At 35.7% G+C, this 14,274-nt stretch carries 13 protein-coding genes; 1 reads left to right on the top strand and 12 read right to left on the bottom strand.

The window, feature by feature from the left end:
• Nucleotides 1–79 precede the first annotated feature (79 nt).
• The gene (locus tag NXS11_RS02975) at nt 80–805 is read left to right on the top strand and encodes a M48 family metalloprotease (protein WP_259198522.1); all 726 of its coding nucleotides are present in this window, start codon (nt 80–82) and stop codon (nt 803–805) included.
• A gap of 167 nt (nt 806–972) precedes the next feature.
• Here the strand turns inward: NXS11_RS02975 and arcC are convergent, their stop codons facing one another.
• The 12 genes from arcC to yycF all read right to left on the bottom strand — a co-directional run bounded on the left by arcC (nt 973) and on the right by yycF (nt 13,839).
• Nucleotides 973–1,902: a carbamate kinase gene (arcC, locus tag NXS11_RS02970; protein ID WP_259198520.1), complete on the bottom strand. Its 930-nt coding sequence runs from the start codon at nt 1,900–1,902 to the stop codon at nt 973–975.
• Nucleotides 1,903–1,921: 19 nt separating this feature from the next.
• On the bottom strand, nt 1,922–2,920 hold the full coding sequence (gene argF, locus NXS11_RS02965) for an ornithine carbamoyltransferase (protein WP_259198519.1): 999 nt from the start codon (nt 2,918–2,920) through the stop codon (nt 1,922–1,924).
• 18 nt (nt 2,921–2,938) lie between these two features.
• Nucleotides 2,939–3,634, bottom strand: a complete 696-nt coding sequence (locus NXS11_RS02960; RefSeq protein ID WP_259198518.1) for a Crp/Fnr family transcriptional regulator — start codon at nt 3,632–3,634, stop codon at nt 2,939–2,941.
• Nucleotides 3,635–3,673: 39 nt separating this feature from the next.
• On the bottom strand, nt 3,674–5,095 hold the full coding sequence (gene arcD / locus NXS11_RS02955; protein ID WP_259198517.1) for an arginine-ornithine antiporter: 1,422 nt from the start codon (nt 5,093–5,095) through the stop codon (nt 3,674–3,676).
• 92 nt (nt 5,096–5,187) lie between these two features.
• Entirely contained in the window at nt 5,188–6,423 is a 1,236-nt protein-coding gene (arcA, locus tag NXS11_RS02950; RefSeq protein WP_259198516.1) for an arginine deiminase, read from the bottom strand.
• A 247-nt stretch (nt 6,424–6,670) separates the two neighbouring features.
• Nucleotides 6,671–7,138 (bottom strand): arginine repressor, encoded by a 468-nt coding sequence (locus NXS11_RS02945; RefSeq protein WP_259198514.1) that lies wholly within the window; start codon nt 7,136–7,138, stop codon nt 6,671–6,673.
• Nucleotides 7,139–7,545: 407 nt separating this feature from the next.
• A complete protein-coding gene (gene rlmH / locus NXS11_RS02940; protein WP_259198512.1) occupies nt 7,546–8,025 on the bottom strand; it encodes a 23S rRNA (pseudouridine(1915)-N(3))-methyltransferase RlmH in 480 nt (159 codons plus the stop codon).
• Between the two features lie 356 nt (nt 8,026–8,381).
• Entirely contained in the window at nt 8,382–9,164 is a 783-nt protein-coding gene (locus NXS11_RS02935) for an MBL fold metallo-hydrolase (protein WP_259198510.1), read from the bottom strand.
• A 22-nt stretch (nt 9,165–9,186) separates the two neighbouring features.
• Nucleotides 9,187–9,966, bottom strand: coding sequence for a two-component system regulatory protein YycI (locus tag NXS11_RS02930; protein ID WP_259198507.1), 780 nt, complete (start codon nt 9,964–9,966; stop codon nt 9,187–9,189).
• Nucleotides 9,963–11,300, bottom strand: coding sequence for a YycH family regulatory protein (locus NXS11_RS02925; protein ID WP_259198505.1), 1,338 nt, complete (start codon nt 11,298–11,300; stop codon nt 9,963–9,965). The genes NXS11_RS02930 and NXS11_RS02925 overlap by 4 nt, the downstream gene beginning before the upstream one ends.
• Nucleotides 11,290–13,122 carry a cell wall metabolism sensor histidine kinase WalK gene (gene walK / locus NXS11_RS02920; RefSeq protein WP_259198502.1) on the bottom strand — a complete coding sequence of 611 codons (1,833 nt, stop codon included), beginning with the start codon at nt 13,120–13,122 and terminating at the stop codon, nt 11,290–11,292. Before walK ends, NXS11_RS02925 begins: the two co-directional genes overlap by 11 nt.
• A gap of 15 nt (nt 13,123–13,137) precedes the next feature.
• On the bottom strand, nt 13,138–13,839 hold the full coding sequence (gene yycF / locus NXS11_RS02915) for a response regulator YycF (RefSeq protein ID WP_259198500.1): 702 nt from the start codon (nt 13,837–13,839) through the stop codon (nt 13,138–13,140).
• Nucleotides 13,840–14,274: the final 435 nt, after the last annotated feature.

The following is a 14,274-nucleotide window of genomic DNA, read 5'->3' as shown; positions in this document are numbered from 1 at the left end:
AACAGGTGGTCTAGAAAAATATGCGATAACTAAGTTAAAGGATTTGATATATATGAGAATCATTTCACTATTACTTTTTGTGATTGCTATATTATTAAAAGTTAATATTTTAAATTTCACTTTTATCAATGACAATTTAATAAGATACTTTTTTGCATTTTCTTTAGGCCTATTTGTTTATGCGTTCTTAAAACCGCATATTGGATTAATTTTTCCAAACAAAAAAGAATTATCAAATGAATTTGTAGAAAACAACATTCCAGAATTAGCAAATAAAGAAGTACATTTATATTCTGTGGATATGCCATTTAAACCTAATTTATTTGCAGTAAAAAAGAAGAAATCCGCTATATTTATTGATAGTTCATTAATTAATAAACTTTCCAAAGATGAGCTTAGATTTTTTATATTACATGAATATAGTCATATAAAAGACAATGATTCACTCAAAATGCATCTAGCATCATTAAGCGCATTTACGGTAATACCTTTTATTTTCTTTATAATTATACCCATAGTTCAATTACCTACTAATGCCTTATATTTAATTATGACGATTGTATTATTCGTATCTATATACTTTTTAGGTATCGGACTTAACTTTAAATATAAGAGACACCTTGAATTAAAGTGTGATTCTTATGCTTCAAATTATATTGATCATTCAGACATAAAAAGTGCATTTCAAAAATTTATTACTTTAGATATATTTGACTTTAAAAAACGAAGCGCTCTATCAAGTCACCCAAGTTTAAATGAACGCCTTGATAATTTAAGCATAAGCATTGAAGATGTAGACCTCTAATTAATCTGTAAAAAAAGTAGCGTACTAACACTCTCATACCTAAGAATACTCAAGCTCCTTCTCTATACAATTAAAATTAATTCAAACCATTAAAAGTAGTGAAGTGACCTACCGTCGTAGATTGCTTCACTACTTATTTTAATATGTTGTATTTATAACATTTAATGTTAGTTTTTAATAACTGTACCAACTTTGCCATCAAGTGCATCACCTAAATTGGCAAGAGAGGTGATTAGGATACTGCCCTCAGGTTTTTTCTCAAGGAATTGTAGCGCTGCTTCGACTTTTGGAAGCATACTTCCTTTCGCAAATTGGCCATCAGCGATATGTTGTTTCATTTCATCGACAGTTACTGTTTCAAGTACTTTTTGATTGTTTTTGCCATAATTAATATACACGTAATCAACAGCTGTTAAAATAATGAGTTGATCAGATTGTAAATGCGCGGCTAATAAAGCACTTGTTTTATCTTTATCAATTACTGCATCAACGCCTTTATAATGCTCGTTTTCTTTCACAACTGGGATGCCACCGCCACCAGCTGCGATAACTAATGTTCCGCGTGTAATTAACGTTTCAATACTGTCTAGTTCAACGATATTGATAGGTTGTGGTGAAGGAACAACACGACGATAACCACGCCCAGCGTCTTCAACAAACGTATAGCCTTTTTCTTGCATTGTTTTATCTGCTTGTTCTTTTGTATAAAATAAGCCAATCGGTTTCGTTGGATTGTTAAAGGCTGGGTCATCCGCTGCAACTTCAACTTGCGTCACTAACGTCACAACTTCTTTGTTTATGCCTCTTGAATGCAGTTCATTTTGTAGGCTTTCTTGCATTTGATAGCCAATATACGCTTGACTCATCGCCCCACATTCAGGAAATGGAAATGGGGGACCTTGTTTATGTTCAGCTGCATAATTTAAGCCTAAGTTAATGCTTCCGACTTGTGGCCCGTTACCATGACTTACTACCACTTCATGCCCTTTATCGATTAAGCTGACTAATGATTGCGCTGTCCCTTTCAATAAATCCAATTGTTCAGTTGGCGATTGACCTAAAGCGTTACCACCTAAAGCTACAACAATTTTTGACATCTGTAGGCTCTCCTTTCCTCTATTCGCCTAGTGTTGCGACCATAACAGCTTTAATAGTATGTGCTCTATTTTCTGCTTCTTGGAAAACAACTGATTGTTCACTTTCAAATACTTCATTAGTTACTTCCATTTCAGTCAGACCATATTTTTCTTGAATTTGTTTACCAATTGTTGTTTCCGTATCATGGAATGATGGTAAACAATGTTCAAAGATTGTATTTGGGTTGCCAGTTTTTTCCATAAGTTCTTTAGTCACACGATATGGTTCTAGCAATTTAATACGTTGTTCCCAAACTTCGTCAGGTTCGCCCATAGATACCCAAACATCTGTATAAATGACGTCAGAACCTTTTACGCCTTCATCGATATCATCTGTTACGAGAATTTCACCCCCGTTTTTTGCGGCAATCTCTTTGCATCGGCTTAATAAGTCATCTGTTGGATTTAATGCTTTTGGACAGACAAGATGGAACGTCATGCCCATAATTGCAGCACCTTGCATTAAGGCATTGGCTACATTGTTACGTCCATCTCCAACGTATGTGAAGTTCATGTCACTATATGGTTTGTTCAGAGCTTCTTTAGCAGTCAAAAAGTCAGCGAGTACTTGTGTTGGGTGGTCTTCATCTGTTAAGCCATTCCATACTGGCACACCTGAATATTCTGCTAAGTCTTCTACCACGCGTTGTGAGAAACCACGGTATTCAATACCGTCATACATGCCACCTAATACACGCGCTGTATCTTTGGTAGATTCCTTTTTACCCATTTGTGAGCCGGTTGGACCAAGGTAAGTAACATGTGCGCCTTGATCGTACGCTGCTGTTTCAAATGCACATCGAGTACGTGTTGAGTCTTTTTCAAAAATAAGCGCAATATTTTTGCCTTTCAATGTTTGTTGTTCTATGCCTGCATATTTTGCACGCTTGAGATCTTCAGCTAAATCAAGCAAAAATTTCATTTCATTTTGTGAGAAATCTAATAATGTTAAAAAGTGTCTATTTCTTAAGTTTTTCATGTTTTAATCTCCTTTTTGTTAAAAAGATTTTTTGATAATCCAAGTTTTTTTATCTTGAAAGATCATGCCTTTTTCTTTTAATTCTTTAACGATTTCTCCAGTAGTTCTCCGAGAAAGTCCAGACAAATCACTTAATAATTGAACAGTCATAATCTCTTTTATTTCATAAAATTCTCCATTATCTTCGCCTATTGTGAGACATATCAGTTTTAGTATTTGTTCAAGTCGCTCTTTTGCTGAGCTTGTTCTTAACGCTATACTATATTCAACTTGAAATTGAATCGTCTCATTTAGTTTTGTAAAAAGACTTTGGAAAATACGCTCGTGCTTCCTACATAAATATTCAAGTAATTCTGTCGGGAAAGTCATGACCTTACAATCTGTCAATGCTTCACAAACTTCATAAGATGATGACGTTTCACTAAACAAACGGTTCATTGGGAATAAAGTTTCTGCTTTATTTAATCTTAAATAATTGTCCCCATTTGCATTAGAGGTCCCATGTAAGACGCACCCATTCACCAGAAAATAAACTGACTGGATTTGATTGGTTGAATAATATATCACTTGCCCTTTTTTATATTGATACAGTGTTAATTTTTCTTTATACGGTTTAATAATACTAACAGGAATATTTAAGTATGATGCTAGTTGTCTAACATTACTGTCAAACCCATTATCTGAGTTTTTAATGTAAACTTTTTCTTTGTACATAACTATAAACCCCTCAAAATGATTGGATTAAATCATAACTTAAAATACAGAAATATTACCTGTAAGCAAACGAATCGTTCCAATTATTGCCAGTACAATAATCACTATAAATAATGTATAATCCAATTTTGTTAAACGTTTCTTATTATCCCGTTGCACATAACTATATACAAACAATCCTGGTATATATAAGAGCATCGTTAATAATAAGTAATCTAACCCAGCTGCATAGACTAACCAAATTGTATAAATAGAAGCAACAATACCTATTACCCACTGCTTTAAGTTCGCTTTATTCTTATGTTGGGCAGTATACTTCACTTGATAAAATGCACTGAGTGTATATGGAATTAAAATTGCACTTGAAGCAAGTGAAAATGCAAATTGATAAGCACTGTCTGTAAAAAGCATACTGATTAAAAATATTTGCACTAAAATATTTGTAATAATCAATGCATTAATCGGTGCTTTATTTTTATTTTCTTTGGCAAACCATTTAGGGAAAAGACCGTCTTTAGCTACGATGAATGGCAATTCACCGGCTAACAACGTCCATCCAAGCCAAGCTCCTAACACAGATATAATTAACCCTATGTTGACAAATATGGAACCCCAATGACCTACAATATGTTCTAATATTTGTGCCATTGATGGACTCGCAAGTTTTGAAATTTCACTTTGTTGAATCACACCTTGTGCTAATACAGTCATTAGGAAATAAATGATGAGTACTGAAACTAAACCGATAACCGTAGCTGTTCCAACATCTTTCTTAGATTTTGCACGTCCTGAAAAGACGACAGCGCCTTCAATACCCGTGAATACCCAGACAGTTACTAGCATCGTACTTTTAACCTGTGACATTGTGTCACCCCAACTAAATATACCTACACTTCCACTAGCCATACCGTAAAAACCAGATTTAAAAGTGTCAAAGTTAAATACGACGATCATACAAATAATGACTAAGAATATAGGCATCAACTTAGCTACAGTCACGATGCTGTTAATAAATGCGGCAGTCTCTACACCTCTAAGAATAAGAAAGTGTACGCCCCACAGTAAAAATGACGCTACGATAATACTTGGTAGTGTGTTGCCGCCCTTAAATATTGGGAAAAAGTTCCCAACAGCTGACATGAGTAATGTTGCATAGGCTACGTTCCCAAGAAATGCGGCAAACCAATAGCCCCAAGCACTTGAGAAGCCAATAAAATCACCAAATCCTGTTTGTGCATAACTATAAATCCCACCATCAAGGTCTGGTCGCTCGTTAGTTAAGTTTTGAAACACAAAGGCAAGAGAAATCATTCCAATGGCGGTAATTATCCAGCCAATAATAATAGCTAGTCCACCAGCTTGGCCACCCATATCCGAAATAATATTGAATGCGCCACCACCAATCATAGAGCCGATGACTAGACCAATTAAGGAAGTTTTACCTAACTTTTTTTCGTTCATATTAATTTCCCCTAAAAGTGATGGTAAAAATCTTATCATTGATCGTAATGAATGCGCTGATTATGATTTTTACCACTACTAATATTTTTTAATTAAAGGTCTTCTCTAACTAGTGGTTGACTCATGCATCTTGGGCCTCCGCGTCCACGTACAAGCTCACTACCAGTAATTTCAATTACCTTAATGCCTTTGTCACGTAACAGTTGGTTAGATACATAGTTGCGGTCATAAGTCACAACGACTCCTGGACGGATACACAACGTGTTTGAACCATCGTTCCATTGCTCACGTGCACCATCAATGATGTCACCATTACCTGTTGGAATAAATTCAACTTTTTCTAAACCTAGCACTTCAGCAAGTGTTTCACGTAGCTTGCTAGAACGTGTGATTTTAATATCGCCTTTATGCGTGTCTGGTTCTATCGTAAAGATATTCATGTTATTTTCTTCTTTAAAAATTGCCGCATGAACCGTAAACTTATCATAGTCAATCATCGTTAATACCGTATCTAAATGCATAAATGTACGTGTGTTCGGTATTTCAATAGCAACAATTTTTTTAAAAGTTGTTGTTGGATCTTTAAAAATATTACGTGCTAATTTCTCGATTGCTTGCGCTGATGTTCGCTCTGATATACCAATCGCTAATACTTCTTTAGAGAGTATTAATTCATCGCCACCTTCAATATTGAATGGTGAATTACGATCTAACCATACTGGCACATCTTCATTTTTAAAACGTGGATGATGTTTTAAAATATATGTCATAAAAATGGATTCTCTGCGACGTGCTCTCCAAAACATTCTGTTAATTGTCATACCTCTACCTACAGAAGCTTGTGGGTCTCTTGTAAAATAAAGGTTTGGCATTGGGTCTAAGTAAAATGGATATCTATCGTCCATATACTCTACCAAGTGTGTTGTTTCAAGTTGAATCTCTTCTTTTCGTACGCCAGCCATAATTTTATTAACTAAATCTTGGTCTGACAGTTTAGAAAAGTATTCTTTGAGTTCCGTTTCGTGACCTAGTACCGTTTTTTGAGATTCTGCTAAAATATCATCGATAAACTGTTCACGAACGTCTGGTTCAGAAATTGCTTCGGCTGCAAGTTTTTCTAGATACACTACTTCGATTCCTTCATCTCTTAAAGTTTGAGCAAAGTTATCATGCTCTTCTTGTGCAACTTTTAAATAAGGAATATCATCGAACAGTAAACCACTTAGATGATTAGGCACTAGATTTTCTAATTCTTTCCCAGGTCTTTTTAACAACACTGTTTTCAACTTTCCAATCTCACTGTTAACTTGAATGGGTCCTTGTACCATTTCTAATTCCTCCTTCGCTTTATTACACCGTCATTATAAAGCGCTTTCAAAGAACTAGATGAGACGTATTTCACGAACAGAATGTTAAGTATTTCACATACTTAGGCTTATTCAATACAAAAAAGTGTCTAAATATACATTTGATCCTTATAAACTAGAGAATTATTTATACATTTATCTTTATTGCGCTTTAGTTTGTAGAATAAAAAGTTTTTTATTCATTTTTTTGCATTAGTAATCAGTCGTGTTAATTTTGGGTTTCTGATGCTGTATGTAATAATTGATAATAAACATATTGCGCCATCTCGCTAGATGCTGTTAAAACCATGAGTGCATCATTGCCGCCTATTGTTCCTATGATTTCTTTTATCTGCAATTGATCTATATAATAGCCGATACTTTGGGCAAATCCCGGCGATGTTTTTATCAATACATAACTTTTTATAATCGTAATCTTAAGTATTTCATCTCTGTATGCTTCTAAATGCTTTCTAGCATCTAATTGCTTGTTTTTATTCATTTTCTTATAAATATACTTATTGTTTTCAACAGGAATTTTGTAAACATCTAATTCTTTTAAGTCACGTGATATCGTAGTTAAGCTATAATAAACACCAAAATGTTTCATCATGTAATCTACTATTTGTTGTTTTTTACTAAAATTATTTTCCTGTATTGCTGTTAATATAAGATCTAAACGTTTCTCTTTTTTCATTTTGATTAACCCCTTTACTAACTTAATTTTGAATAGTTTTTTCGCATATTGATTAAGTGAATATATGTTAAAAAATGATATGTTTCAGTAGATTGGAATTTTGGACTATAAACGAGGATGATTCAGCAGGTGGCATAGTGCATCATAATTTCCGTCAAATTATGAATGCAAAACATTATAGGTACATTGGAAAGACGAACGCTCATGAATTTGACTATATAAGACAAGGGAATTTCTTCTATGTGATGGACCCGTTTACCCTTAAAATGCTTCCGAGCAATTCTCGCTACAACTATTCCACAAAATAAAAATTCTTTCAATGAAAAAATTTTGAAAAAAAAGTGAAGTTACCTAAAATCTTAGATAACTTCACTACTCAAACACTTAATATATATACAAAAACCGCATCACTTATGATAACTTTCCCCACGCATGATTTTAAATGCGCGATACACTTGCTCTAACAAAATGACGCGCATCATCTGATGTGGAAAAGTCATTTTGCTGAATGATAAGGCATAATTGCTGCGTTGCGTAACCTCTTGATGTAAACCATTAGATCCACCGATAACAAACGTGAAGTCGCTTGTACCACGTGTCATGCGTTGCTGTATTTCCTGTGCCAATGCTTCTGAGCTCAACATCTTGCCTTGAATTTCTAATGTGATGACTGTGGATTGTGGTTTGATTTTAGCTAGAATACGTTGCCCTTCTTTATATTTGACTTGTTCGATTTCTTTATCACTCATCGTCTCAGGCGCTTTTTCATCTGGCACTTCGACTACTTCAATTTTTGTATAAGCACCAAGACGTTTTTCGTATTCTGCCATGGCTTGTTTCCAATATTTTTCTTTTAGCTTTCCAACTGCAATGACTGTAATTTTCATGACATACTCCTTTATGACTCGTATTAAAGTTATCCACATGTTATTAACTTATTCACATAACACGCTCTATTTATACACGATATACATCGTTACCTATAATCATATTGCGCTTTTTTTGACAATTTTTGTGTATAACTCTGTGTATATGTGGGTAACTTTGTTGGTAAACACTTTATTAACATGTGGATAATGATTTCTACTATATATTTTGTGCACATCTTTGTGGATAAATTGATGCATACACTGTACATTTATTCATTCTACTTTGATGTTTCTACTATACAATAAAAAAGGTCATGAAGACACACCATAATTGGCGCGGTTCACGACCTTAACTCAAATTTATAAAGCTTTTCTTATAATGTATAAATCGGTGTTGCTTGTTCTTTATCTGTATCACACAACTTCACTTCGTTGACCGTATCGATATCATGTGCCTGCAAAATTTGCCCCACACTCATACGTGCTAGGTCTTTCATATTGTTGTCCTGCGATAGATGCGATAAGTAAATACGCTTCGTTTGCCCTGTAATAACGTCTCTCATCGCATATGCCGCATCTTCGTTAGAGACATGTCCCATATCACTCAAGATACGTTGCTTCGTCTTCCACGGATAGCGTCCCATTCTCAACATATCTACATCATGGTTACTTTCGAATACGAATGCATCACTTCCACGTATCATACCTTTCATACGGTCTGACACGTAGCCTGTATCCGTAATAAGTGTCAACTTCTTATAATCATTATGAAAGATGTAGAATTGTGGATCAATCGCATCGTGTGAAACATTAAAAGACTCGATATCAAATCCAGCAATTGACTTCGTTTCATACGGGTTAAAGATGAATTTTTGTGCGTTTGGAATCTTACTGTCCTTCTTTTCAATACATGTCCACGTTTTTTCATTAGCGTAAATCGGCAGACCGTATTTACGTGCAATCACACCCAGTCCTTTAATATGATCACTATGTTCATGTGTGATAAGAATACCGTTTAGATTTTCAATTTTGCGGTCTATTTGTTCAAATAAACCTTCCATTTTTTTACCTGTTAGGCCAACGTCAACAAGTAAACTGCCTTTTTCATTTTCTATATAAGTGGCATTTCCTGTACTGCCACTTGCGAGTACGCTCATTCGTATCAAGCGACCACCCTTTCTACTGTTCTATAATTTTAGGATTAGCCGACACTGCTTCTACATAATATGTTTTCATCCGGTTTCCTTGCTTAACCTGAATCTCCCAGTTCGCTTGGAGCACTTGTAAATTGGTCTCTTTTACAACTGTGTAATAGCCCAATCGCATATTCTTAACTTCATCGCCTTCTTTGAGGTATTGGTTATAGTAAAGCGCTTCTAACGCTTCGTGCGCACTGATTACTTTATAGCGCTGATTATTCGCTCCTCTAGACGGACGGATGTCTTCCATTGCTGATTGCTTATAGGATTTAACACGATTGTCACTCACCACAAACGTTAACGCCGCACGCTCATTATTCATTATTGGAAAACCTTCATATGTCTGTTCATATGCAATCTCGTTTCCTTTCGTTTCATGGTACTGATATTCATCACCTTTGTAAACATTCGTATTAATATAGGGTTTAAGATGTGATATCGGATCGACTTTGACATTCACATCTTCGTTCACTTCTTTCGTCAGCATATAACTATTCGTACTCTGACTCACATCGCTCTCGCGTTCCACTTCTTCCTCAAAGTTACGTGAACGTGCAGTAATCAGTTGCATTTTCACGTTGCTAACATCTGGCATATTTTTCGGCAACTTAATATTTTCTTGGTCAAAATTAACATGATTATCATTGGATGATGGGTTTACTTTTGATTTGTTGTATTTATCAACGTACACGAGCACAAGGCATACATTGATTAAGAAAAATACGATGATGAATAGAGTTTGTGCACGTTTCCAATTCATTGCTCTATCAACTCCCCATCGTTATATTCATACCATGTGCCAGCGTGTTTGATATACCAAGTAGGTTCAAATTGACTGTTCACCTGGATTTCCAAGCGATCATCAGGTTCTTTTTCAGGTACCATTCGATAACCTACCACCAGCTGTTCGACCTTTCTGAAATCAATCGTACTATTACTTGCTAATGAAGCGCGAACATCTTCAGCTGTCGGTAGACGCTTAGCCTTTTGACCGTTGTCGATTGTGACATTCGTCTTCAACAGACCACGACTGTATTCAAAAATGCCGTGTTCTCCCCAGCTGACATGAATCTGATTCAGTTCGTTCGGATAAAAGATAGGGCGTCCATTCAAAAACATCTGATACGTAATCAATCCTTGATGACTATTCGATTGAAAGAGTCGAAAATCATCCGTAAAACCACCATGTTCGTTAATATAATCAAATGTCCTTGGAATACTAATATTCATATCGCGAGTACTGCGTTCATCTTCTGATAAGTTCGTATAATGATATGTTTTACTATCAGGATCATAGTTAACAACACCCGTATTATTATTATAAATTGTATTACCACTCTTTGTCGTACGTACAATGGGTGTATCATCAAATAAAATCGCATTCAAATCTTCTACATTGATATGATTAAAAATAGTGCGATATGTTTTGAGGTTCTCAGGATTTTTTTGCGCATAAATATAGGTTGCTTTATTAACCGTATCTTCATTCGTTGAAATATTCATGTACGGACGCAATGCTGTTTTCAATTCTTTTAGATGTGTTTTGATACTCTCTACTTTCACTGTTGTAGTCATCTTCACTGCACGATGTCGCTCAGCATCAATCGCGTAGACCACGAGATCATCTGTCTCATCTATGTCATAGATTAGCCGATCAAACTTAAACTGGCTAGGTACCTTTGCTTGTAAATCCAATACATCACTCAAATACATAGACAGCGGTATGTCTGTCGGGTAGTCTAAAACAACAAAATGATCACTCAATTCTCGCAATAACAATACTTGCTCATTTTCAATATACACGACTTTCTTAACCTGCTGTTTATGGAAAACATCTGTTAAATGATTCACTTCTGACGTCGCAGGCATACCTTCTACTTTCATACCTTGGACTTGCACCATCTGTAAGGGCGCAACTACTTGACTAATTTCCTCATCAAAACGTGGTCCAATTGATTTACTTACTTCTTTAGTGGGCTCATTTTCCACGTTTGTCAAATCAGGTGAAAAGTTCCAAATGAGTAATGTTAAGACAATGCTAGAGAACACTAGGGCACAAAGAATTGCGGATTTGACATATTCCTTAATTTTCATCCCAATCACCATCTTCTATCGCTTCACATTTCAAAATGATAAAGATAGACGTTCCTTGACCTTCCACACTATTCGCCCATATGCGGCCTCCATGTGCTTCAACAATCTCTTTAGAAATCGCCAAGCCTAGTCCTGTACCACCCATTTTACGTGTACGTGCCTTATCTACTCGGAAAAAGCGATCAAATATTTTATCTACCTTGTTGACTGGAATACCAATACCATTATCCTTAATGCGCACTGTTAATCGTTGATGTACTGGATTATGTTTCACATGGAACTCTACCCGCTTCTCGCCACGTGAATATTTCATCGCATTCGTAATGACATTGTCGAACACTTGTGTCATCTTATCCGGATCAATCTCTGTAAATATCGTCTCTCGTGGAATATCACGCACAAAGACCGTATTCTTCGCAGACATTTCGTGACGATTAATGATTTTATTGATGAACATATTAAAGTCCACAATCTCTTTCGTTACCTGCTCAGACTTATTATCCATTTTTGACAAGTGTAATAAATCATTCACCAATCGAATCATACGTTCTGTCTCTTCACGTGTCACTGACAAAAATTGAGGAGCAATTGTTTCATCTTGCCATGCACCTTGTTCTAGCGCTTCAATATAGCCATTCATAGAAGTTAGTGGTGTGCGCAACTCATGTGATACATTCGCAACAAACTCGCGACGTTCACGTTCAATTTGTTGTTGTTCAGTAACGTCATGTAATACAGCAATGTAACCATTCACAAATCCCGTGTTTTGAACAATGGTACTAAAGTTCAAACGTGCAATAATACCATCTTCTTCGTTAATATCTATAATTAAGCTATCGTTATTCTCATTCAATTCTTCTAAACTCAACTCATCATTCAAATCGAGAACATCAAAGATAAAGCCACCTTCTACATCCTCTTTCGGCTTACCGAGCATTTTCAAAGCCATATCGTTAATAATCTTAATGCGTCCACGTCTATCCGTTGCAATAACACCGTCACTCATATGTCGGATAACCGAATCAAGACGGCGCTTTTCACTCTCAGTGTTCGCTTGCGCCTCTTGTACACGTTTAGATAGATTGTTGAATGCAAGCGCAAGTTCACCAATCTCATCATTCCCGTAGATCTTCACACGTTGCGTATAATTCCCTTTGGACATCTCGACTGTCTGGTTACGCATATCAGTGATAGGTTTTGTGATTGTGCGTGCAATAAAAAATCCTAGAATTACCGTAATAATCAATGAAATACCTGTCCCAACGATGAAAATCTGGTTGATATCGCTCAGTTGGTCGTATACTTGGTTAATATTCGATTCAATATAAATATTACCAATCAAGCCCTTACTCGTCATCACTGGCATGTTTTTAATCCATACACGTTGTTTTCCCTCACCGTAATCTTTCAAGACAATATCTGAGTTTGATTGACGAAGTGACAACGCTTTTTGAATTGCACTGTTATTCGCTTTTTGATTAATTAAGTGACGATTGGATTGTTTTGAAGTTGCGACGATGATTTGATCTGTATCAATAAACCTAATCTCAATCATTTCATTACGATTCGCATATTCGTTAAGTAAGTTTTGAATTTCTTTCTGTGTATTAGTCGTGTTGTCCCCTTCTGCATATATTCTTTCTATACTCAACTCAATCTGTTTCGCATTTTGTGAGATATTCGTTTTGAATGTCTCAGTCATTTCTTTTTCAAGACTATTTGTAAAGTACAAGCCGATAATCTGCATTCCGATAATAATCAATAAAACATAAACAATAACAAGCTTGGTGTGAAGAGATTGAAATTGTTTTAACCACTTCATATACGTAACTTCCCTCTATTCATGATTTTGTAGGAAGTATCCCACACCTCGACGTGTCACAATATAATCTGGATGTGACGGATCATCTTCAATTTTTTCACGCAAACGACGAATCGTCACATCGACTGTACGTACGTCACCGAAATAATCATAACCCCATACTGTCTGAAGCAAGTGTTCACGTGTCATGACTTGCCCCATATGTTTAGAAAGGTAGTGGAACAATTCAAACTCACGGTGCGTCAAATCAATAGATTCTCCGCGTTTTTTAATCGAATAAGCATCTGGATACACAACGATATCTTTAATCGCAATCTCATTAGATTTTTGGTTACTGTCAACGCTTGGCTGTGCATGATGACGACGTAAGTTCGCTTTAACACGCGCAATCAATTCCCGTGTACTAAATGGCTTCGTGACATAATCGTCTGCACCTAACTCAAGTCCTAATACCTTGTCAATCTCAGAATCTTTTGCTGTCAGCATAATAATCGGCATATCAAACTTTTTGCGCACTTCACGGCAGACTTCCATACCGTCTCGACCTGGTAACATAATATCAAGCAAAACAATATCTGGTTCTTGTGCATAGATTAATTCCACTGCATCGTCCCCATCATATGCCACGAATACATCATAGCCCTCTTTTTTTAAGTTAAACTCAAGTATATCTGCAATGGGTTTTTCATCGTCTACTACAACTACTTTTTTCGCCATAAAGCATAACCTCATTTCTTAATTAGTACAACATTATGGAGTTGAGACATCCATAATTCCTCATCTGACAATCACTAAATATCGTCTCAAGCTCACAATCCTATACCTTATAATGTATCATTTCTATACTGCGAATTCTATCCTTTTACCTTTGTATCATCTATGCCATTCCTGTAAAAGACACAAATTATCAACAACTCCAAAAAAGGTGCGGCAGGCAAGTATGTTTTAAGTAGTACTGGTTGGGGTTATCAGTAAGGGGTATTTTATGGATAGATTTATTGATTGGTGTAAATTTGGCTTAATAGAGGTTTTAGTGATTGCCACTTTGCGTTATTTACTTCCGTCTCCAGAGAGTATTTTTAGTGCATTTATTTTTTCTTCAAGTGCGCTATTTTATCAGTTTTGATATTTTGGTTTTTAGTAGGGAAACCC

Origin of the sequence: Staphylococcus americanisciuri, assembly GCF_024814435.1 — a bacterium.
GTDB lineage: Bacteria > Bacillota > Bacilli > Staphylococcales > Staphylococcaceae > Staphylococcus > Staphylococcus americanisciuri.
This window is presented reverse-complemented; position numbering and strand designations above follow the sequence as displayed.